Below are 19,302 nucleotides of genomic sequence, written 5' to 3' on the forward strand. Positions count from 1 at the left end.
GCTTTACGGCTCCATCGGGCTGGGCGACCAAACGACTGCCGACGCGTTTGAATCGCTTGCCCGCTCCCGTCCGGACAGTCGATGAGATCGGACCGGGTCAGCACTGGCACCGCGACGGTCGAGACGTGTCCGCATTACTTGACGGTGCTCGCCGAGGAGATCCCGAACGGCGCGACCGCGTTCAAATGCTGTCCGCCGATCCGTGAGGCGTCGAATCGGGAACTGCTCTGGCAGGGCCTGCTCGACGGCACGATCGACTGCATCGTCTCGGACCACTCACCGTCGACGATCGACCTGAAGGACGTCGAGAACGGCGACTTCGGCGTTGCATGGGGCGGTGTCGCCTCGCTGCAGCTCGGCCTGTCATTGATCTGGACCGAGGCCAAGCGTCGCGGCGTGGAACTTTCGCAGGTGCTCGACTGGATGGCAGCCAAACCCGCCGAGCTCGCCGGGTTGAACACCAAGGGCAAGATCGCCCTCGGCTACGACGCCGATTTCGCGATTTTCGAGCCCGAATCTGCACAGGTCGTCGATGTGCACAAGCTGCATCACAAGAACCCGATCAGTCCGTACGATGGGCGTGCCCTCGCCGGTGTCGTGACCAGCACCTGGCTGCGTGGCAAGAAAGTCGACTTCCAGACTGCACAAGGCCGGATGTTGCGCCGCGGCGGCGTGTAGCGCGGGCGCCGCGTGCCGGGTACGCATCGCGCACACTGGGACACGCATCCGACGCCATGGAGGAACGATTCCGGATATGAGTCCCAGCCTCGGCACCGCCGAATTCGACTTCATCATTGTGGGAGCAGGCAGTGCGGGCTGCCTGCTCGCCAATCGGTTGAGTGCCAACCCCGATCACCGTGTGCTCCTGATCGAAGCCGGCGGTAAAGACGACTGGTTCTGGATCAAGGTGCCGGTGGGCTATCTGTACACCATTGCCAACCCGCGCACCGACTGGTGTTTCACCACCGAAGCCGACCCAGGTCTGGCGGGCCGCAGCATTCTCTATGCGCGTGGCCGGGTGATCGGCGGCTGCTCGTCGATCAACGCGATGATCCACATGCGTGGACAGGCCAGCGATTACGACCTTTGGGCGCAGGCCACCGGCGACGAACGATGGCGTTGGGGCGGCTCGGACAGACCCGGCGAGACGCTGGCGATCTACAAGGAGTTGGAAGACTACTTCGGCGGAGCCGATGATTGGCACGGCGTCGGTGGAGAGATCCGCGTGGAGCGGCCGCGAGTGCGCTGGAAGATCTTGGACGCCTGGCAGGCCGCCGCTGCCCAGGTGGGCATCGCCCCGATCGACGAATTCAACCGGGGAGACAACTCCGGCAGCGCCTACTTTCACGTCAACCAGCGACGGGGCCGGCGCTGGTCGATGGCCGATGCCTTCCTACATCCCATCGCCCACCGCCCCAACCTCACCGTGTACACCCGGACCCAGGCAGTGCGGCTGCTGATGGACGACCAGGTCCGCGACGATCAGCGGCGCGGCGCGTGGACCACGGCCCAGCAACGCGTCACCGGCCTTCGGCTGATTAAGGACGGCCAGAGTATCGACGTCCGAGCCCGCCGGGAGGTGATCCTGAGCGCCGGAGCGATCGGATCGCCGCATCTCCTGCAGGTTTCGGGTCTCGGTCCGGCCGGCCTGCTCGCTCAACACCACGTACCCGTGGCCGTCGATCTGCCGGGAGTGGGCGAGAACCTCCAGGACCATCTGCAGCTGCGGACCGTCTACCGTGTCCAGGGCACCCGGACCGTCAACACGCTGTACCGGAACTGGATCACCCGTGGCGGCATGGGATTTCAGTACCTGACGCTGCGATCAGGACCGATGACCATGCCGCCCTCCACACTGGGGGCTTTCGCGAAAAGCGATCCGGCACTGGCCAGTCCCGATTTGGAATGGCATGTGCAGCCGTTGTCGTTGCCCAAGTTCGGCGAACCGCTACACCGTTTCGGAGCGATCACTCCGTCGGTCTGCAACCTTCGACCCAGCTCGCGCGGCCACGTGCGCATGGCAAGTGCCGATCCGCTGAACAACCCGAAGATCGCCTGCAATTATCTGTCGACTGACGCCGATCGTCGGCTGGCCGTGCGCGGCCTCCGGATGACCCGGCAGATCATGGCAGCGCCGGCGCTTGCCCCGTATAGGCCGCAAGAGTTGCTGCCCGGGCCGCAACTGGTGAGCGACGAAGACCTGCAGCAGGCTGCCAGTGAACTCGGAACAACGATCTTCCACCCGGTAGGCACCTGCGCGATGGGATCCTTTGATGCACAGGGCATCCCGACGTCAGCAGCTACGGTACTCGACACCGATTGTCGCGTATACCGCGTCGCCGGCCTACGAGTGGTCGATGCTTCGGCGATGCCCACCATCACTTCCGGGAACACCAACGCACCGGTCATGCTGATCGCCGAACGCGCTGCCCGGGCGATCGTGGGCTGAATCGTCGAATCCTGAATGGCCCAGGGCACCCGCCACTCGCGAACGCCGTCGGGGTCGGCCCGAGCCAGAACTCAACTGGCGTTCACGTCCTACGGGTTGATGGTGGGCTCACCGATCTGGCGGCCCCACACATACTCGGACACCAGCGGCTGACCGAGTTCGAAATGGTTGTACGGGGCGATCGAGGCCCCGGTGTCCATCACCAGGTATGGGGCCGGCCACAGATCCTTGGTGACCGGCTGCCAGCAGCCGGGCCGGCCCTCGGGGCCGCCCTTGGCGTTCACCCGGGGCAAGTTGTCGGGATACACATACGGATTTCCGGCACCGATGAGAAAGTCCTGCAGCTCGATCGCATAGCCGTTGCGGGTCTGCTGGGCGAACTTCGGGGCAGCCTCCGCATAGTTGCGGACAGAACACGCCAACGCCGGGCTGTTGCGGTCCAGCATCTCGCTGACCGGCAGGAGGTCTTGAGCACCGCGCACCAGGTACGGCCCACCGCGCTCGAAGATGTCACCGCCGGTGTTACCGAAACCGACGGCCGCCACCAAGGCCTGATCGAGGTTGCCGCGCTGCTCGTTGAGCGTGCGCGCGGTGGTCACCGCGTTGGTCAGCCCGTCGAACAGATCCGGGGCGGCGTCGGCATAGACCTCACCCAAATCGGCCAGACCCGCAGTGTCACGCCGGATCTGGGGCATCCGCTGGTTCAGATCCCCAGGATCTCGTTGCCGTGCACGATCGACTGACCGAACTTGTCACCCAACCCGTCGAGGGCTTGCGCGGTGGCCGTCAACGTCTGGTTCAACTTGATCGGATCGATCTGCTCAGAGATCGCGGTGATCGTCTCGAACAAGGTGTTGAACTCCGTGGTCACCCCTTGGGCACGAATCGGCGTGCCCGGCGTCAACCGCTGCGACGACGGGTTGGGCGGCGACAGGAAAGAGATGTACTTGTTGCCGAACACCGTGGTGGCCCGCAGCTCGGCGGTCACGTTCTCCGGGATCAGCTTCAGGTACTGAGGCTTGACGTCCAGGGTCAGCTTGGCCTCGAGGTCGTCATCGACATTGACCACGTCGATGGACGCCAACCGGCCGATCGGCACACCGTTGAAAGTGACCTTCGAACCCGGATCCATCGACAGACCAGCCCGCCCGGACAACACCGTCAGCTGCGTCTTGTCCTCGAAGGACCCACGGAACTGCATCCAGGTCAACGTCAATACCGCAACCAGGACGATGATCATCCCCGCGCACGCCGTCTTGTACGGCGGGTCGTACCGCCAGTGCTTGAACCGCTGTCCGGGCCGGGCCCGCGATGTCGCGGTGGATGAGGCCACGCACAAACCTCCGACTTGTTGACGCAGCCGGCCAGTTTGATGACCAAAGACGCAGCCAGCGGGTGAGCGAGCAGAACTCTCGCAAACAACCCGAGACGACCGCAACTGCAAGCCGCCTGATGCGGCAAACATCAAATTGCGATCGTCAGGAGACTGTCATCACAGTCAGCGGCCCGCGGTAACGGGCGTAACGCGGCGAGCGACATCTCCCCGCCGCTGCTTCGCTCGGCTAAGGCCGAACGCCTGCCGTCACAGTCCTGACGGCACGACCTTGCCGTCGATCGTCACCTCGACCTCATGGGTCTTCGTGTTGTAGGCGATTTGGCCGTGCTCGAACGTTTCCACGAGCAGGTCGCCGTCGGCGTTCTCATCACTGGTGGGCGCACCCAGCGGGCCTACCGAGCCGTTCTCGCCGGTGACCTCAGGCAGGCCTTCCGGGTTACGCGGGACGTTCCAGGCCTCCCTGATCTTGCCCCAGGTGATGTAGGCGGGTGTGCCCGCGGCGTCGTTCTTGGCGGTGATCACGCCGCCCTGGAACTGTTGGAATACCAAGCCACTGTCTCGGGTTCCGGCGTTGCGGTCACCGGTCAGTGGTTTGCCGAGCGCCTGCTTCTGGCTCTGGGTTGCCGAGGAGTACTTGGCCGCGATCGGACCGGTCAGCGTCACCTCGACGTCGCGCTCCCCCATCAGCTTCACCTCGCTGGGCGGAGCTTCAGTTGTGGAGGTGGCGATCAACCCGACTTGGGGCTGAGCCGACATGTCGACGTTCTGGCCATTGCTGCATCCCACAGTGAGCAGCGCGGCGGCCGACAGGCCGGCGAGTGCTGTGCGGTGGTATGCGTTCGTCCTCATGAGCTCCCTCTCGCGGCGTCGCGTGGGGGGAGATTCGACTGAACCCCGCCCGGCCGGACTATAACCGAACCACTTGAGTGGCGCAGGGGGTCGCTGGTTATACCGCCACTACGTGCACGGATATTGCCCGTTGAGTACGCAATTCGTTGGAGGCGCGTAGACGCCGGACAGCACGCCGCGCATCCCGCCGGTGGCTGAACCACCCGGCGCGATGATGCGATTCCAGTTCGCGGGCCCGAGAACATAGTGCGTGCCGTATCGGGTGAGTGTGCTACTCCATGTGTGCGATACGGATTCGCCTGGCGGCAGGTCGAATTCGAGCCGCCAGTCCGTCATCGGTACCGCGCTCGCGTTGACGATGGTGAAGCGGGCAATGAAACCGGTTTGCCATGTCGATGTCACCGACAGCCTGGCGGCGGCCGCAACTGCATGAGCGACCGGGATGGTGGACCACCCGGACACGGCAAGCATCATCGCCGCCAGCGCTACGTGAAGCGCTGTGCTCCAGCGCTTCACGCGATTGTCGGGTCTGGCCACAGCTGCAAACAATAAAGCCGAGCCATCGATGTCTGCCCGCGCATCGCCGGTCAGCTGCGGTACCTTTGCCCAACTGAAACCATCGCGAGATTTTTACCTGGAATCGTGTCGCCCGCCATCGATACCGCATAACACTGTTGGACATGACGATCGCGCAGGACGTCCAAACTGAACGTGCGGCATTCGCGGACACGCTGATGGCGGTGGGCCCGTCGGCCGGCACCGGATGTGGTGAGTGGACTGCGCTCGATCTTGCCGCCCATCTGGTGGGTGAAGAGCGCAACGGTGGTGTGATGACTTTCATCGCACGCTCCCTGGTTGCGCGTGGCGTCTCGGTGCCGGCCGAACCGAGACTGGTCGACACCGCAATGCGCCTCCAGCGACGCCACGGGTTTGCCGCATTGGTGAACAGGTTGCGGCGTCCCGTCCCGCAGCTACTGCTGCGGCCACGGGTGGCGCCACTCTCGTTGTTCGAGTACTGGACGCATCATGACGATTTGGTCCGAGTCAGCGAGCGGGGCCACAACGTGCCGGCGACTCTGGCTGAGGTCATACCTCTCGTACTGCGTTATCAGGTCAAGCAATTGCCCGCCGGCGTCCGGGTGACCATCGGTACCAACGACAACCGCTACCAGTGGTCTGTCGGGCCAACGACGGCGCCGGAGGTAACACTGGCCGGCTCTCTTCCGGACCTGCTCCGCTGGTTGTCAGGGCGTGTGACGGCAGACGAAATCACCACGACCGGTCCTGACCTCCCCGTGCAGGTGCTCCGGGGGTTCACCGGTCACGTGTGACCGCTCGGACCACGAACGAGCTTGTCCCCCTTGGCATCAGGTCACTGGATGAAGCGGCGCGCCAGCGGCCCGGTATAAGTCCGATGCCGTACCCATCGCGGCTTTGACCGTGTTGTAGTAGTGCGTTCCGACCCCGCCGTGATACTTCAGCAGTTGCGGGTTCTGCGCGAGCGTGGCCGCCAGGACCGCGTCACCGCTGGTGATTCGGTACTTCTTGAACGCCTCAGTGAATCGGGCGATGAACCGGGCGATCGACTTGTTGGGATCCTGGCGTTCGGCCACAGTGCCGAAGCTGGCTTTCTCCTGGAACAGGCCGATGACCTCGTCAGCAGAGCCTCCCGGTCCCCCGTAGGCCTGCACACCTCCGGAAACGGCGGGGCGGAAGCCGGACTCGATTTTCGCAGTGGCGATGACGGTCTTGATCTGGTCGTCGCTCAACCTGGCAGCCCTGCCCTGGCTCACGATGGCCTTGACGATGTCCTGTGCGCTGGAGTCTTTGGTGACGACCGCCGGTGCCGGGACGGTGGCGGCTGCGGCCGTGTGGGTGACGGTGCCGTCCGCCGGTGGTTGCTCAACCGCGATCTCGGGATGCTGATGCATCGGCGAGGTCAGCAAAGTGGCACCGGCGAGGCCAGAAGCGACGAGGACGGTGGAAACGATCTTCTTCGCGTGCTTGGGTCTTCCGAACGTCTCGATTGCCCGGTTGGCTCGGTGCATGGTCTGGCTCTCCTTGTGGGGGTCTGAACTTGTGGATTCGTGTGGCGGACACGAACACCCCCCGGCCAACCCGCTTCTCGGCGCGAAAAACAGGATTGGACTGCAAGAGTTTGCTGCGTGCGTCACAGCTGCGACGACGCAGGAGCCGGCGCTACGCCGGCACGTCACAGTTGCGGCAACTGCCTCCCCGCTTTGCCACACTGTGACTTGTGTCACTCTGCCTGGTACTACGGCATGGTAGTAATTAGCCGTGCACTCTATGGCAGCATCGTCGATCTGGCAAAACGCCGGTGCGGCCGGGCTGGCTCGAGACCGGCGCAGGTCTGCGTGTAGATGCGTTTCACCTTTGCCAGACGGCCTGTTGCGCCGGTCTCCGTATCGACGGCTCAGGTGCCGCGGCGCCCGAGCACATCCCTGAGATCCCAGCGCGCTGACGGCATCAAACGCAAACGCCCAGTCGCGGTTGATAATTCGGCCTCAGGTGGCGAGGTCCAATTCGGTCATTTCGCACATGCACGGGGACCGATAGGCAGGTAGCAGCCGCACGCGGATCGCGCCCAACGCGACCAGCCTGGCGCACTCGGCCTCGAGTGCCTCCACGCACTCCTGACCGATCAGTCCGGCACCCACCCGCACATCGAGATGCAGCCTGTTCTTCACGACCTTGCTCTCGGGCACTCGTTGGAAGAACAGCCGCGGCCCGCTACCGGAAGGAGCCTCGCAAGCGAACATCGAACCCTGACGCTCCTGAGGCAGCGTCCGATCGAAATCCGCCCACGAGTCAAACCCCGGCGGTGGCGGCGGTATCACATACCCCAGCACCGCGCACCAGAAGATTGTCTGACCGCGGCCATGATCCGACCATAGCCGCGGAGCGGATGAATCTGCGCCTCCGACGGCGTTCCCCGGGAAAGACAGGTCATTTCACCATGTCTTCCCGTACAGCCCTCAGGAGGAGAACGCATGAGCTTGGACAACCTTTCACGCCTTGGAAGTCCGGTCGACGAGTTGGTGCCGTCACGTTATGCGGTGCAGGTGGGCGACATCGAGGTGCTGGTGATCAGCGATGGCGTCCTGCCGATCACGGCCTCGACCCTGGCGACCAACGCTGAGCCGGCCGAGTTGGGGGGCTGGTTGGACCACAACTTCCTGCCGCCTGACGTGATCGACTGGCCGCTGAACGTGGTGGTGGTGCGCAGCGGCGAGAAGACGATCCTCGTCGACGCGGGGCTGGGCCTGGAGTTCCCGGACTTCCCGCGCGCCGGCAACACCGTCCAGCGTCTGGAGGCCGCCGGCGTCAATCTCGACGCTGTGACCGATGTGGTGCTCACCCACATGCACATGGACCACGTGGGCGGACTGATCAGCGAAGGGCTGAAGGAACGGCTGCGTCCGGACCTGCAGATCCACGCCGCGACCGCCGAGGCCGAGTTCTGGGAGTCGCCGGACTTCTCCCGCACCGTCATGCCCCAGCCGATACCCGATGTGTTGCGCAGGGTGGCCACGCAGTTCCTGGACGATTACCGGGGTCAATTGCGGACATTCGAGTCGGAGTACGAGGTGGCGCCTGGTGTGCTCATCTCGCGCACCGGTGGCCACACCCCCGGTCACAGCGTGGTCCGGCTCGAGTCCCGGGGCGACAAGCTGACGTTCGCCGGTGATGCCGTGTTCGCGCCGGGGTTCGATAACCCCGAGTGGCAGAACGGATTCGAACACGATCCCGAGGAGGCGGCCCGCGTTCGCATTCAGTTGCTGCGCGAGCTCGCCGCGACCGGAGAATCGTTGGTGGCTACCCACCTGCCGTTCCCTTCGGTCTGCCACGTGGCGACCGCAGGCGACGCATTCCGGTGTGTGCCGGCCCCCTGGGACTACTGATCGCGTGGGCGATGGGCCGGCGTTCTGTCGTTCTGCACTGAGAGCGCCGGCCTATTCGCGGCGGACACCCTGTGCGCGTTCGTTTTTGACGCGAACGACAAACCTGAACTAGATGTCGGATTTCTTCCAGCGAAGCCTCGGTTTCCCTCCGCACTGTGCGCGGAACTGCGAGCATGGGCGATGGCGGTTCGGCAACGGCAAACGTCTAGCCGACTCGTTCGGTACCCGGGTGAAGGAGCGGCAGATGAACTGGATGATGACTTCCGAGGTACGGAGCGCACTGACGAGAACGGCCGTTGCGGCGATCGGCGGCTTGGCCGTGCTGGCCGCGGTCACCCCCGCGCATGCGGCCGCCGCTGTTGCAGCCTCGCCCTGCGTGCCGGTGGCCCTCGAACCCATCAGCCCGGATGATCCGGCGTGCGCGACCGAGGGGTGGAATCCGGCCTGTTGGGGCGGCATGTACGACCAGTCGCCCGACGATGGGATCCCTGGCGACAACGCGGCGGAGGGCGGCATACCGGCCCCTGCGATGGTGCCAAATGTCGACGGATCTCTCAGCCCTCCCGGCACCCCAGGGGCCATCTAGCCGCGAACCTACGAGTGCGCCAACGGTACATCCTTTTCTGAATACATATATGGATGTACTGTTGCCGATGTGGAGACACTCACCCAGGTGGCAGTGCTGGCCCGGTTCGGTCACGCGCTGTCGGATCGAACCCGTTCCAAGATCCTGCTGGCACTCAAGGATTCGCCGGGATATCCGGCAGACCTGGCCGAAGCGGCGGGGGTATCCCGCCAGAGCATGTCCAACCACCTCGCCTGCCTGCGCGGTTGCGGCCTGGTCGTCGCCGTTCCAGAAGGTCGGCGCACGCGCTATGAACTCGCCGACGGCAGGCTTGCCCACGCACTGAACGATCTACTGCAGGTGGTGCTCGCCGCCGAGTCCGAACATTGCCCGAACGCAGCTTCCGACGGGTGTTGCTGATGGCCTCGGACCTCGAGTACCCCGCTCCTGCCCTGACCCCGGCGCGACGCGCTCTGCTGCACGGGCGAATCCGGTGGTTTGTCGCGGCAACCATCGCCTACAACGTGATCGAGGCGATCGTCGCGATCGGCGAAGGCGCCAGGGTGTCCTCGACCGCGTTGATCGGCTTCGGCCTCGACTCCGTGATCGAAGTGTCTTCGGCCGCTGCGGTCGCCTGGCAATTCTCCGGTCCGGACCCAGAAGCCAGAGAAAAGACCGCGCTCCGGATCATCGCGGTGTCATTCTTCGCGCTGGCCGGCTACGTGACGGTCGAATCGATCCGATCACTCACCGGAGCGGCCGAGGCTCGACACTCGACAATCGGCATCGCGCTGACCGCGGCCAGCCTCATCGTCATGCCCGTGCTGTCGTGGGCCCAACGCCGAGCCGGCCGCGAACTCGGATCCCGCTCTGCTGTCGCCGACTCCAAGCAAACCCTGCTCTGCACCTACCTGTCCGCTGTGGTGCTCGCCGGCCTGGTGCTCAACAGTCTCTTCGGCTGGAGTTGGGCCGACCCGATCGCTGCACTCATCCTGGCCGGCGTTGCCGGCTACGAAGGACGCAAAGCGTGGCGTGGCCAAACCTGCTGCACCACAGCCCTTCCTGCTGCCGACGGCGGAGACGGCTGCTGCCCGAACCGCACCGACTGATCACGCAAGGAGATGAACATGGCTGTGGCCGCACTGATTCTCTATCTGATCTTCGCCGTCTTGGGATTCGGCTGGCGTAGCTGGGTTCAGTACCGCCGCAGCGGTTCGACCGGGTTCCGCGGCATTCACGGACGGCCCGGCTCGCTGGAGTGGCTGGCCGGCATCGGATTCATCGTGGCGGTCATCGTCGGAGTCTTCGCTCCAGCGGCGCAGTTTCTCGGAATCCTCACCCCGATTGCAGGCCTGCAGGCCGCGTGGATTCAGGCGCTCGGGACAGTGCTCGCCGTCGTAGGAGTAGCGGGCACCGTCTATGCCCAACTGGACATGGGCGAGTCTTGGCGAATCGGCGTTGACCCCAGTGAGACAACGACGTTGGTGCGCAACGGGGTATTCGGAACCGTGCGCAACCCGATCTTTACCGCCATGCTGGTCTTCGCCGGCGGCATTACCCTGATGACGCCCAACCCGATTGCGTTGGTCGGGTTCGTCGCATTGCTGGCGACGATCGAACTCCAGGTCAGGATCGTCGAGGAACCTTACCTGCTCCGCACCCATGGTGAGTCGTACCGCGACTACTGTGCTGCCGTCGGGCGATTCGTCCCCGGCCTCGGGCGGCACGAGAGGTCCCGTTGACACCGATCAGACGTTGACCGCGAAGCCAAGATCGACGTCGCACGCGGCCTGTCCGCCTCGTACGCCCCAGTTCTCGAGTGCGCTCTCACGCAAGACAATCGTGACGTGGTTTGCAGGGATGCCCAGCGCCTGCAGACGAGTGGTGATCTCCCGGTAGAGATTCCGCTTGGCCTCGACCGATCGACCGGCGAAGCAGTCGATCGCAACGAACGTGTACAGCTCGGGGTGAGCCAATCCGGGGGAATACGAGAACCGATGCGGTTCATGGGATACCAATCGGACATGCTTGTCGCCGGGAGGTATCTGGAACGCGGACACCAGCGCATCGTGCACCGCATCGATGATCGCCACCTCGTCGGATTCGGTGTACGGGCGCCTGACCTCGATGAGCGTGCTGGGCATCCGGGAATCGTCACACACGTGGCGGGCGGCCGTCATTCCAATTTTGAAGACGTGGGCCCCAGCCTCGAATGTGCGAGGCTGGGGCCCGGTAACTGGCTGCTACGCCTGCACCTGTCCGAGGGTGACATCGACGGTGCGCGACGCGCCCGACGAGTCCTCAAAAGTCAGCGTCACGGTGTCCCCCGGCGCCTTGGAACGCACCGCGGCGACCAGGGCATCGGGACTGTCGATCACCTTGTCGTCGAGCTTGGTGATCACCGCACCCTCGTTCAGGCCCGCGACTGCCGCCGGACCACCCCTGACCACGCCGGCGACTGTTGCGCCACTGGTGTCGTTGCCGGAGAGCTGAACACCCAGCGAGGCGTGTTGGACGGTGCCGGTCGAAACCAGTTCGTCGGCAATACGTTTGGCCTGATCCACCGGAATGGCGAAGCCCAGACCGATCGATCCGGCCGGCCCGCTACCCGGCGAACTTTGGCCACCACCCAGCGAGGCGATTGCGGAGTTGACCCCGATCAGGTCTCCGTTCATGTCGACGAGCGCACCGCCGGAGTTGCCCGGGTTGATCGCCGCATCGGTCTGGATGGCGCTCATCACCGATTGCTGGCCGCTCTGGCCGCCGCCGGTGGTGACCGGGCGATCCAGGGCGCTGATGATGCCCGTCGTCACCGTCCCCTGCAGACCCAGCGGCGAGCCGATCGCGACGACGTTCTGGCCGACCTTCAAGTCCTTCGAAGAACCGATCGTGATCGGGGTGAGCCCAGAGACGTTCTGTGCCTTCACCACCGCGATGTCGTCGGCGGGGTCGGTGCCGATCACGGAGAACGGCACCGTACGTCCGTCGGACATCGTCACGGTCGCCTCAATCGCGCCGCCGGCCCGTCCGGATCTGTCGGCCGACGGTCCGTCGGGTGAGTACGGGTCGCCGCCGGGGAACAGGCCGCGCGGCAAGCCGGGGAACGGGCCATCGGGCGACATCTGGGTGGCCAGCGGCCCCTGATCGCCGGTGCCGCGCGCCGCGGAGGCCACAACGTGGTTGTTGGTGAGGATGAGGCCGTCCTCGGTCAGGACGATGCCGGAGCCTTCCTCACGCCCTTGCCCGGTTTCGATCTGCAGTTTGACCACGCTGGGCAGCACTTTGGCCGAGACCTGTTCGACCGATCCGGCCGGTGCCGAACCCTTCGGCTGCACCGGAACCCCCCCTGGGGCGGGCAACGGCTTGCCGATGCGGTCGGGCGCCGACGCCTGGGCCACCGGACTCGGCGGTCCGGCATGGTCCACCACAGCGATCGCTGCGACCGCACCCGTCGCCATGGCGACCGCGGCGGTGCCGGCGACGAGCACGCCGACGCGCGACTTCTTCTTCGGTTGCGACGCTTCCTGAGTGACGGGCGTATCGAACTTCTGGGTCATCTCGGGATGCAGCCCATAGGGCGGATACGGCTGCTGATAGCCCTTCCGGCTCCACGGGCTCGGATCCGGCTGACCTGTGGCCTGTTTCGCTTCCCACCCCTGGTTGCTATTCGATGATGACATCCCCGGCCACTGATTCATTGCGCTTGCTTCTTTCGTTGCGACACCGACATTTATGCGCCGTGCCGGCGCCTATGTAGATGCTGCAGTCCGGTACTGAGGGTTAGCTGAGAGTGAGCTCGGTGCGGCCCAAGACTTTGCCGGGCTGCGCGTGGCCGCGGTCACAGCGCGCAGCCGCGAACCCGAAAGTGCCACTGCGGCAGGAACGTCGCCAGCCGAGCGGCGAATGTGCGCATCAGCCCAATGGATTGAGCACCAAGGTGCACAGCCTTGGCAGGTTCCTCAGGGGGATCCAGACCATCACCTGGCGGCAGGTTCCGGTGGCCTGGCCGATCGGCCCACCACAGACCGGCCACGCTCCCAGGCCTTGAGTCTGCAATACGTTGCGGGCCACGCGAATCTGCTCTTCGCGACTCGCCGCAGCAGGCGATCCGGTTCCTCCGTGGGAGGCCCACGTGGCAGGAGTGAACTGCAGCCCTCCGTAGAAGCCGTTGCCGGTGTCAGCTGCCCAGTTCCCGCCCGATTCACATTGCGCCATCGCATCCCAGTTCGGCTCTGCGCCGGCGTTCGGAACAGTCAGGAGGGTCTGGGCCAAGGTGAATGCACCGATGAACCCGAACACGGTGACGACCCTGCGCACGCGCATGTCGATCCCTTCATGGCGGCGGGCACTACCCGTGCCCGCCGGTAATGGCGGGGCGAAAGACTATTTGCAGCCCATCGTGATACAGAGTTTACCAATGAGGTGAAAGTAAAATAGCCGTGCTAGAGAGTCTAATTATCTTCTTTGAGTTTATTTAATAGTTATGCGCTTTCTGTGGCCAGTGAGGTAGGTGAGATCCCGCGGACGAATCGCCCATCGGCACAGGTCAGCACCCCACTTGTCGCATCTCGGTCCGGCCGGCGGCACCCGGCACCGCTCTCATAAATTCAGGGCCTACCGCTGTGGCGATTTACAACTGCCGTGAATTCAGATTCTGAAGAGACGGTAGTGAAAGAAATGAATTCTGATGCAAATGTGACAGCTGTGAGAGATGTGGTTGTTGTTACAGAACGTTGCCCACCACTGCCGCCGGGCGCAAGCGAGCGATGATGCCGTCGAGGTCGCGCTGGAACATCTCGGGACGGAACACGTGTCCCCCGGGCACCTCGTGTGCCTCAAACGGGATCCCGGCCCGGCCGAGCAGGTCACGGAACTCGCGTTGGCCGGCGAGCACCTGCGTCTCGTTCACGCTGTCGAACCAGTTGAGCGGATCGGGACTGGTACCGGCGACAAGGAAGATCCGTTTGTTGCGGTAGCTGTCGATCCTCTCGACCGGATTGTCGGCACTGACCCTGGCCTGGTCCCAGAAGGGCGCGCCGTAGACCGTCCCGCCGCCCAGATCCAGAACGGCCGAGGTGATGTTCGCCCAGTGCACCACGAGGCCGAAATCGCGGCGCAGACTCGCCGGCCCGGAGTGGGCGCTGACCGATGCGAAATGGCCGTAGTACTTGGCGGTGTACTTCAGCGCACCGAAACCGCCCATCGAGAAACCGCCGACCGCACGGCCGTCGTACTCGGCGTACGTCCGGAAGTTCGCTTCGATCCACGGCAGCAGCTGGGCGATATGGAACGTCTCCCAATTGCGCGGCCCGACAAAGGACGTGACCGGGTTGGAGTACCAACCAGCGTGCCCGCCGTCGGGCATCACCACGATGATCGGCTTGCCGGCCGTCCAGCTGCGGATTCCCAGAAAGTCGAACTGACGGAAGTCGTCGGCACCGCCGTGGAACATGTACAGCACCGGGTAGGTGCGGCCGCTGGTGTGATAGTCGTCGGGAAGCAGAACGTTGACGCCGGGGTTCCAGCCGACGGCGGCGGTCTGGAATCGGTAGTACCACAGGCGAGGATCACTCTCGTTGCGGTCGACGATCCGCAGACCGAAGCCGTCACTGCGACCGCTGAATATGACCAGCGTCTGCCCTGGTTTGAGGTGACCCGGATCGGGGATGTCGTTGACCGCGGCGATCGGCGGATAGAACAAGGCATCACCGTAGAAGCGTGATGCCAACGCCGACAACGTATCTCCCGGCGCAACCGTGTAACGCTTGAGTTCGGGGACGATGAGCCGTTGCCCGGGATTGAGGCCGGCGCCCTCGCCGATTCCGTTGGCGGCCGCGATCAAGCGGGCCAGATCGGGCTGTCCGTAGAAGCGGGACGCCACCGCCGACAACGTTTCCCCGGGGGCCGCAGTGAGACGCGCATAGTCTGGGAAGACCAGCTGCTGTCCGACGTTGACGACGTCCGGATCGGGAATTGCGCTGGCCGCAGCGATCAGCCGATACAGTTCGGCATCCCCGTAGAACCGCAACGCCAATGCCGACAGCGTCTCCCCCGCCACGACCGTGTGAATCCTGACCATAGGTCCCCTCCTTCAGTTGCAACGAGCCCTGGTTGACAAGTCCGATTGCCCTGATCTTCTTCGAGTCTAGGCGTGAAACGGTTGACTTCTAAGGCATTTCGGACGTTCGACACGTACGCTGCCCACGTGTACGTCGATGCGATGACCGTTCCGCAACCGCTGGCAAAAGTCGGTGAGCTTGCCCGCAGCGCCCAGTCCGCCGGATTCTCCGGGCTCCTGCTCACCGAGACGGGCCGCACCGCGTATCTGAACGCGGCGGTGGCTTCTCAGGCCGCTCCCGGCCTGGAGCTCTCGACCGGTGTCGCCGTCGCGTTTCCACGCAGCCCGTTCATCACCGCGGCGTCAGCCTGGGAACTCCAGGAAGCAACCGGAGGCAGGTTCCGGCTCGGTATCGGCACCCAGGTCCGTACCCACGTGGTCCGGCGCTACGGGATGCCCTTCGAACACCCCGGACCGCGCCTGCGCGACTACGTGCTGGCCGTGAAGGCGTGTTTCACGGCTTTCCGAACCGGAACCCTCGATCATCACGGCGACTTCTACAACCTCGACTTCATCACGCCCCAGTGGAGTCCCGGCCCGATCGATGCGCCCGATCCCAAAGTGGACATCGCGGCCGTGAATCCGTGGATGCTGCGCATGGCGGGCGAGGTGGCCGACGGGGTGCACATCCACCCGATCGGCGAGCCGGGCTACATCGCTCGCCACGTAATGCCCAATATTGCCGCTGGAGCGGCCAGGGCGGGCCGCGCCCCTGCCGACATCGCCAAGATCGTGCCGGTCATGACGATCGTCGGCGACACGGACGAAGAACGCGCCCACGAGCGCGAGTTGGTGCGGGCCAGCATGAGTTTCTACGGGAGTACGCCGAACTACGCGTTCATCTGGGACGAGGCCGGCTTCGACGGCACCACGGCCCGGCTGCGGGAGAAACAGAAAGCCGGTGACATCGCAGGCATGGCCGCACAGATCACCGACGACCACATCGCCGCGTTCGCCACCGAATCGACGTGGGACGGATTGGCTGAGGCGCTGATCGACAAATACGCCGGGATCGCCACCCGGCTGGTGCTCTACAACGCGCTGGGCGGCGCCGAACGCTTCGAACGCTACGGCGAGATCGCGAAACGGCTGTCGACGAGGTGAAGCGCACATTACCCGCGCTGTAGCATTCTGCTACGCTGGTTTCAGACTGCTACAACGGAGGTCTGCCATGACCGAAACCGCAGATCGGGTTACCCGGTTCGCCGCTGATCTCATGGATAGCGCGGCCGCCGAAGGCGCGCGTCAGAGCCGGTCAGCCAAACAGCAGCTCGACCATTGGGCTCGCGTGGGCCGGGCGGTGTCGAGCCAACACAGTGCGGCACGCCGCAAGGTGGAGTCCGCGTTGGCAGGCGATCTGCCCCTGCGCGATTTGACGACCGAGGAAGGCACGGTTTTCGACGCCGAGATCGCCGCCTCCATCGAGGAAAGCCTGGCGCGCGCTGACTATGGCAAAACGCTGGCCGGACGCGGGATCACCACGGTGGCGCTCGACGCAAACGGCGAGATCGTGCAGTACCGCCCCGACGGCAGCACTGCGGTGCTGGCACACAAAGCGTGATCGTGGCCGGCACTGACGTGGGCCGTATCACCGCGCGGTGAAACGCCTCGATCTCGTCGTCGGCTGCAACGGTGCCGGCAAGTCCACCTTCGTCGAGCTCACCCTCTCGCCTCTGCTGCCCGGCAGCCCGTTCGTCAACGCAGACGAAATCGCCAAGCGGCGTTGGCCCGAAGACCCGGCCCCGCACTCATATGAAGCGGCATTGGTCGCGGCCGAAACCCGAGCCAAACTCATCGAACTCGGTGAGTCGTTCATCGCCGAGACCGTGTTCTCCCACCCCTCCAAACTCGACCTCATCGACATGGCACACCGTGCCGGCTACACGGTGGTCCTGCACTGCATCCTCATCCCCGAAGAACTTGCCGTGCAGCGCGTGCGCCACCGGGTTTCAGCGGGCGGCCACGACGTACCCGAAGCCAAGATCCGGGAACGGTACCAACGACTTTGGGATCTGGTCGCCGTCGCCGCGATGCGTGCGGATGCCGCAACGTTCTACGACAACAGCACCATCCGAGGCCCCCGCATCGTCGCCCAGACAACGGGCGGGTACGTCATCGGGTCACCCAACTGGCCGAAATGGGCAGCGGCGGTGCTCATTTCCCACTGGACCGAGTAACCGCCGGCGGTTACTCGCCTCAATCCAGGTCGAACCGGTCGTTGTTCATCACCTTGACCCACGCCGCCGCGAAATCTTCCACGAACTTGGCCTTGTTGTCTTCCTGCGCGTAGACCTCGGCGATGGCACGCAGAATCGAATTCGAGCCGAACACAAGGTCGTTGGCGGTGGCCGTCCACCGCGGCGCCCCCGTCGCGCGATCCCGCCCCTGGTAGACGTTCTCAGCCGTCTCGGACTCCTTCCACTCGGTACTCATGTCCAACAGGTTGACGAAGAAATCGTTGGACAACGTGCCGGGTCGCGCAGTGAACACACCGGACGGTCAGCTCCGGGGGCGAGTGATCCGGAGCCCGGCCGAACCCAACATGCCTGTGAAGTCGAGGCCTTCAGCCATCACCTCGAGTGTGGCGACAAACCTGGAAGGTATCAAGGTTTCGATATCGACGCCCCGGCCGGCGAGATCACGATCGGCGCACGACACCGTCCTCGGGTGGTATCCGTCCGCGGCTGTAGCGTGACGTGCATGAATTCCTTTCGCGTGCCTTCCTCCGTTGCGCTCGTGGCCTGTGCCGCGTCGTTGACCATGGCCCTCGCCGCGTGCGGGTCCGACACCGAAACCTCCTCGGCCACGTCCTCGTCGAGCACACCGTCGGTCGCCGATGTCCTCACCCCCTCCATCGCCGAGACCGCAACCGAGGCCGCCACCTGCCCGACCGCGGCGCCGCAGGATGCGGGGGCCCCTGAATGGACGACGTCCGGGGCGACCGGCAGCATCGAGGTCACCGGCTCCACTGACACCGCGGCGCCTGCGGTCAAGGTGAACGGGCCGTTCAGCGTGGCCGAGACCCAGGTGCATACCCTCAAGGCCGGTGACGGACCCGTCGTCGCGCCGACGGCCAACGTCACGGTCTGCTACATGGGTGTCAACGGACGCGACGGATCGGTCTTCGACAGCAGCTACCAGCGTGGCGAGACGGTCGACTTCCCGCTCGACGGCGTCGTCCCCGGCTTCCAGAAGGCAATCTCGGGACAGAAGGTCGGCTCCACGGTGGGGGTCGCGGTGGCCTCGGCCGACGGTTATCCCCAGGGCCAGCCCGCCGCCGGAATCCAGCCCGGTGACACGTTGATCTTCGCGATCAAGATTCTCGACGCCCAGCAATAGACACACACCGTCCGCCCGGCGCCCGGTGTCCGCTTGCAACAATGCTCACATGGTCGAGCGCAGTATCTGGATGCAAAAGGTCGCAGCCGATCCCGGGCACTCGCACTGGTACATCGAACGCTTTCGTGCCATGGCGCGCGCCGGTGAGGATCTGGCCGGTGAAGCTCGACTGGTGGACGCGATGGCACCGCGCGGTGCCCGCATCCTGGACGCCGGCTGCGGGCCCGGGCGGGTGGGCGGATACCTGGCCGGCGTCGGCCACCAGGTGGTCGGCGTCGACGTGGACCCCGCGCTGATCGAGGCAGCCGAGAACGACCACCCCGGTCCTCGCTGGCTCGTCGGCGACCTCGCTGAACTCGACCTACCGGCGCGGGGTATAGCCGACCCCTTCGACATCATCGTGTCGGCCGGCAACGTGATGACCTTCCTCGCCCCGAGCACCCGGGTCCAGGTGCTGACCCATCTGCGTGCTCACCTGGCCGACGGCGGCCGCGCGGTGATCGGATTCGGGGCCGGCCGCGAATACGGGTTCGGCCAGTTCCTCGATGACGCGGCAACGGCCGGATTCGCCCGGGATCTGTTGCTGTCCACATGGGATCTGCGGCCCTTCACCGAAGATTCGGACTTCCTCGTCGCGATTCTGCGACCCGCCTAGCACGCGACTATTGCCACGGGCCTCCCCCAGATCTACTATCGCCTGTAGTACAACGATCCCGGGGGCTC

The 19,302-nt window shown here is 64.8% G+C and carries 20 protein-coding genes and 3 pseudogenes; 13 read left to right on the plus strand and 10 right to left on the minus strand.

Annotated features, from left to right (window positions below):
* Positions 1 to 111: 111 nt before the first annotated feature.
* Both BKG60_RS14570 and BKG60_RS14575 read left to right on the plus strand, forming a co-directional pair.
* Positions 112 to 678: pseudogene (locus BKG60_RS14570) on the plus strand (amidohydrolase family protein); the annotation flags it as partial.
* 76 nt (positions 679 to 754) lie between these two features.
* Positions 755 to 2,449: a GMC family oxidoreductase gene (locus BKG60_RS14575; protein ID WP_070945374.1), complete on the plus strand. Its 1,695-nt coding sequence runs from the start codon at positions 755 to 757 to the stop codon at positions 2,447 to 2,449.
* Between the two features lie 89 nt (positions 2,450 to 2,538).
* Here the strand turns inward: BKG60_RS14575 and BKG60_RS14580 are convergent.
* The 3 genes and pseudogenes from BKG60_RS14580 to BKG60_RS14590 all read right to left on the minus strand — a co-directional run bounded on the left by BKG60_RS14580 (position 2,539) and on the right by BKG60_RS14590 (position 5,171).
* Positions 2,539 to 3,689: pseudogene (locus BKG60_RS14580) on the minus strand (MCE family protein).
* Positions 3,690 to 4,031: 342 nt separating this feature from the next.
* Positions 4,032 to 4,634, minus strand: a complete 603-nt coding sequence (locus tag BKG60_RS14585; protein WP_070185617.1) for an LGFP repeat-containing protein — start codon at positions 4,632 to 4,634, stop codon at positions 4,032 to 4,034.
* A gap of 108 nt (positions 4,635 to 4,742) precedes the next feature.
* Positions 4,743 to 5,171, minus strand: a complete 429-nt coding sequence (locus BKG60_RS14590) for a cellulose-binding domain-containing protein (RefSeq protein WP_070945373.1) — start codon at positions 5,169 to 5,171, stop codon at positions 4,743 to 4,745.
* A gap of 143 nt (positions 5,172 to 5,314) precedes the next feature.
* On the opposite strand from BKG60_RS14590, the gene BKG60_RS14595 reads away from it, so the two are divergent.
* Positions 5,315 to 5,965: a maleylpyruvate isomerase family mycothiol-dependent enzyme gene (locus BKG60_RS14595; RefSeq protein WP_070945372.1), complete on the plus strand. Its 651-nt coding sequence runs from the start codon at positions 5,315 to 5,317 to the stop codon at positions 5,963 to 5,965.
* A 36-nt stretch (positions 5,966 to 6,001) separates the two neighbouring features.
* On the opposite strand, the gene BKG60_RS14600 is transcribed toward BKG60_RS14595, so the two are convergent.
* Positions 6,002 to 6,682, minus strand: a complete 681-nt coding sequence (locus BKG60_RS14600) for a hypothetical protein (protein WP_070945371.1) — start codon at positions 6,680 to 6,682, stop codon at positions 6,002 to 6,004.
* Positions 6,683 to 7,159: 477 nt separating this feature from the next.
* Complete coding sequence (locus BKG60_RS14605) at positions 7,160 to 7,600, minus strand: VOC family protein (protein WP_207549577.1); 441 nt, start codon at positions 7,598 to 7,600, stop codon at positions 7,160 to 7,162.
* Between the two features lie 45 nt (positions 7,601 to 7,645).
* On the opposite strand from BKG60_RS14605, the gene BKG60_RS14610 reads away from it, so the two are divergent.
* The 5 genes from BKG60_RS14610 to BKG60_RS14630 all read left to right on the plus strand — a co-directional run bounded on the left by BKG60_RS14610 (position 7,646) and on the right by BKG60_RS14630 (position 10,864).
* Entirely contained in the window at positions 7,646 to 8,557 is a 912-nt protein-coding gene (locus tag BKG60_RS14610) for an MBL fold metallo-hydrolase (RefSeq protein ID WP_070185612.1), read from the plus strand.
* A gap of 244 nt (positions 8,558 to 8,801) precedes the next feature.
* A complete protein-coding gene (locus BKG60_RS14615) occupies positions 8,802 to 9,143 on the plus strand; it encodes a hypothetical protein (protein ID WP_131823383.1) in 342 nt (113 codons plus the stop codon).
* A gap of 69 nt (positions 9,144 to 9,212) precedes the next feature.
* Positions 9,213 to 9,542 carry an ArsR/SmtB family transcription factor gene (locus BKG60_RS14620; protein ID WP_070945368.1) on the plus strand — a complete coding sequence of 110 codons (330 nt, stop codon included), beginning with the start codon at positions 9,213 to 9,215 and terminating at the stop codon, positions 9,540 to 9,542.
* Complete coding sequence (locus BKG60_RS14625) at positions 9,542 to 10,231, plus strand: cation efflux transmembrane domain-containing protein (RefSeq protein WP_070945404.1); 690 nt, start codon at positions 9,542 to 9,544, stop codon at positions 10,229 to 10,231. Before BKG60_RS14620 ends, BKG60_RS14625 begins: the two co-directional genes overlap by 1 nt.
* Before the next feature lie 18 nt (positions 10,232 to 10,249).
* Positions 10,250 to 10,864, plus strand: a complete 615-nt coding sequence (locus tag BKG60_RS14630; RefSeq protein WP_070945403.1) for a methyltransferase family protein — start codon at positions 10,250 to 10,252, stop codon at positions 10,862 to 10,864.
* Between the two features lie 6 nt (positions 10,865 to 10,870).
* Here the strand turns inward: BKG60_RS14630 and BKG60_RS14635 are convergent, their stop codons facing one another.
* From BKG60_RS14635 to BKG60_RS14650, 4 genes are all read right to left on the minus strand, one after another.
* Complete coding sequence (locus BKG60_RS14635) at positions 10,871 to 11,266, minus strand: tautomerase family protein (RefSeq protein WP_070185620.1); 396 nt, start codon at positions 11,264 to 11,266, stop codon at positions 10,871 to 10,873.
* A gap of 99 nt (positions 11,267 to 11,365) precedes the next feature.
* The gene (locus BKG60_RS14640; protein ID WP_070945402.1) at positions 11,366 to 12,580 is read right to left on the minus strand and encodes a S1C family serine protease; all 1,215 of its coding nucleotides are present in this window, start codon (positions 12,578 to 12,580) and stop codon (positions 11,366 to 11,368) included.
* Positions 12,581 to 13,034: 454 nt separating this feature from the next.
* On the minus strand, positions 13,035 to 13,445 hold the full coding sequence (locus BKG60_RS14645) for a transglycosylase family protein (protein ID WP_070185609.1): 411 nt from the start codon (positions 13,443 to 13,445) through the stop codon (positions 13,035 to 13,037).
* 400 nt (positions 13,446 to 13,845) lie between these two features.
* Positions 13,846 to 15,201, minus strand: a complete 1,356-nt coding sequence (locus BKG60_RS14650; RefSeq protein WP_070185608.1) for an alpha/beta hydrolase-fold protein — start codon at positions 15,199 to 15,201, stop codon at positions 13,846 to 13,848.
* A 126-nt stretch (positions 15,202 to 15,327) separates the two neighbouring features.
* On the opposite strand from BKG60_RS14650, the gene BKG60_RS14655 reads away from it, so the two are divergent.
* The 3 genes from BKG60_RS14655 to BKG60_RS14665 all read left to right on the plus strand — a co-directional run bounded on the left by BKG60_RS14655 (position 15,328) and on the right by BKG60_RS14665 (position 17,417).
* Entirely contained in the window at positions 15,328 to 16,344 is a 1,017-nt protein-coding gene (locus BKG60_RS14655) for a TIGR03617 family F420-dependent LLM class oxidoreductase (protein ID WP_070185607.1), read from the plus strand.
* Positions 16,345 to 16,411: 67 nt separating this feature from the next.
* Positions 16,412 to 16,801: a TA system antitoxin ParD family protein gene (locus BKG60_RS14660; RefSeq protein ID WP_070185606.1), complete on the plus strand. Its 390-nt coding sequence runs from the start codon at positions 16,412 to 16,414 to the stop codon at positions 16,799 to 16,801.
* A gap of 37 nt (positions 16,802 to 16,838) precedes the next feature.
* Positions 16,839 to 17,417 carry an ATPase gene (locus tag BKG60_RS14665; RefSeq protein ID WP_070185605.1) on the plus strand — a complete coding sequence of 193 codons (579 nt, stop codon included), beginning with the start codon at positions 16,839 to 16,841 and terminating at the stop codon, positions 17,415 to 17,417.
* A 19-nt stretch (positions 17,418 to 17,436) separates the two neighbouring features.
* Here BKG60_RS14665 and BKG60_RS14670 read toward each other — a convergent pair.
* Positions 17,437 to 17,733 (minus strand): annotated as a pseudogene (locus BKG60_RS14670) (catalase/peroxidase HPI); the annotation flags it as partial.
* A gap of 207 nt (positions 17,734 to 17,940) precedes the next feature.
* On the opposite strand from BKG60_RS14670, the gene BKG60_RS14675 reads away from it, so the two are divergent.
* Both BKG60_RS14675 and BKG60_RS14680 read left to right on the plus strand, forming a co-directional pair.
* Positions 17,941 to 18,579 carry an FKBP-type peptidyl-prolyl cis-trans isomerase gene (locus BKG60_RS14675; protein ID WP_083339284.1) on the plus strand — a complete coding sequence of 213 codons (639 nt, stop codon included), beginning with the start codon at positions 17,941 to 17,943 and terminating at the stop codon, positions 18,577 to 18,579.
* Between the two features lie 49 nt (positions 18,580 to 18,628).
* Positions 18,629 to 19,234 (plus strand): class I SAM-dependent methyltransferase, encoded by a 606-nt coding sequence (locus BKG60_RS14680; protein WP_070945366.1) that lies wholly within the window; start codon positions 18,629 to 18,631, stop codon positions 19,232 to 19,234.
* Positions 19,235 to 19,302 lie beyond the last annotated feature (68 nt).

Origin of the sequence: Mycobacterium syngnathidarum (assembly GCF_001942625.1) — a bacterium.
GTDB lineage: Bacteria > Actinomycetota > Actinomycetes > Mycobacteriales > Mycobacteriaceae > Mycobacterium > Mycobacterium syngnathidarum.

What these genes read in the sequence shown, in the direction of transcription:
- BKG60_RS14575 (WP_070945374.1), top strand. Translation starts at nt 755, where the DNA reads ATGAGTCCCAGCCTCGGCACCGCCGAATTCGACTTCATCATTGTGGGA.
- BKG60_RS14585 (WP_070185617.1), bottom strand. Translation starts at nt 4,634, where the DNA reads ATGAGGACGAACGCATACCACCGCACAGCACTCGCCGGCCTGTCGGCC.
- BKG60_RS14595 (WP_070945372.1), top strand. Translation starts at nt 5,315, where the DNA reads ATGACGATCGCGCAGGACGTCCAAACTGAACGTGCGGCATTCGCGGAC.
- BKG60_RS14600 (WP_070945371.1), bottom strand. Translation starts at nt 6,682, where the DNA reads ATGCACCGAGCCAACCGGGCAATCGAGACGTTCGGAAGACCCAAGCAC.
- BKG60_RS14610 (WP_070185612.1), top strand. Translation starts at nt 7,646, where the DNA reads ATGAGCTTGGACAACCTTTCACGCCTTGGAAGTCCGGTCGACGAGTTG.
- BKG60_RS14615 (WP_131823383.1), top strand. Translation starts at nt 8,802, where the DNA reads ATGAACTGGATGATGACTTCCGAGGTACGGAGCGCACTGACGAGAACG.
- BKG60_RS14625 (WP_070945404.1), top strand. Translation starts at nt 9,542, where the DNA reads ATGGCCTCGGACCTCGAGTACCCCGCTCCTGCCCTGACCCCGGCGCGA.
- BKG60_RS14630 (WP_070945403.1), top strand. Translation starts at nt 10,250, where the DNA reads ATGGCTGTGGCCGCACTGATTCTCTATCTGATCTTCGCCGTCTTGGGA.
- BKG60_RS14635 (WP_070185620.1), bottom strand. Translation starts at nt 11,266, where the DNA reads ATGCCCAGCACGCTCATCGAGGTCAGGCGCCCGTACACCGAATCCGAC.
- BKG60_RS14640 (WP_070945402.1), bottom strand. Translation starts at nt 12,580, where the DNA reads ATGGCGACGGGTGCGGTCGCAGCGATCGCTGTGGTGGACCATGCCGGA.
- BKG60_RS14645 (WP_070185609.1), bottom strand. Translation starts at nt 13,445, where the DNA reads ATGCGCGTGCGCAGGGTCGTCACCGTGTTCGGGTTCATCGGTGCATTC.
- BKG60_RS14650 (WP_070185608.1), bottom strand. Translation starts at nt 15,201, where the DNA reads ATGGTCAGGATTCACACGGTCGTGGCGGGGGAGACGCTGTCGGCATTG.
- BKG60_RS14660 (WP_070185606.1), top strand. Translation starts at nt 16,412, where the DNA reads ATGACCGAAACCGCAGATCGGGTTACCCGGTTCGCCGCTGATCTCATG.
- BKG60_RS14675 (WP_083339284.1), top strand. Translation starts at nt 17,941, where the DNA reads ATGAATTCCTTTCGCGTGCCTTCCTCCGTTGCGCTCGTGGCCTGTGCC.
- BKG60_RS14680 (WP_070945366.1), top strand. Translation starts at nt 18,629, where the DNA reads ATGGTCGAGCGCAGTATCTGGATGCAAAAGGTCGCAGCCGATCCCGGG.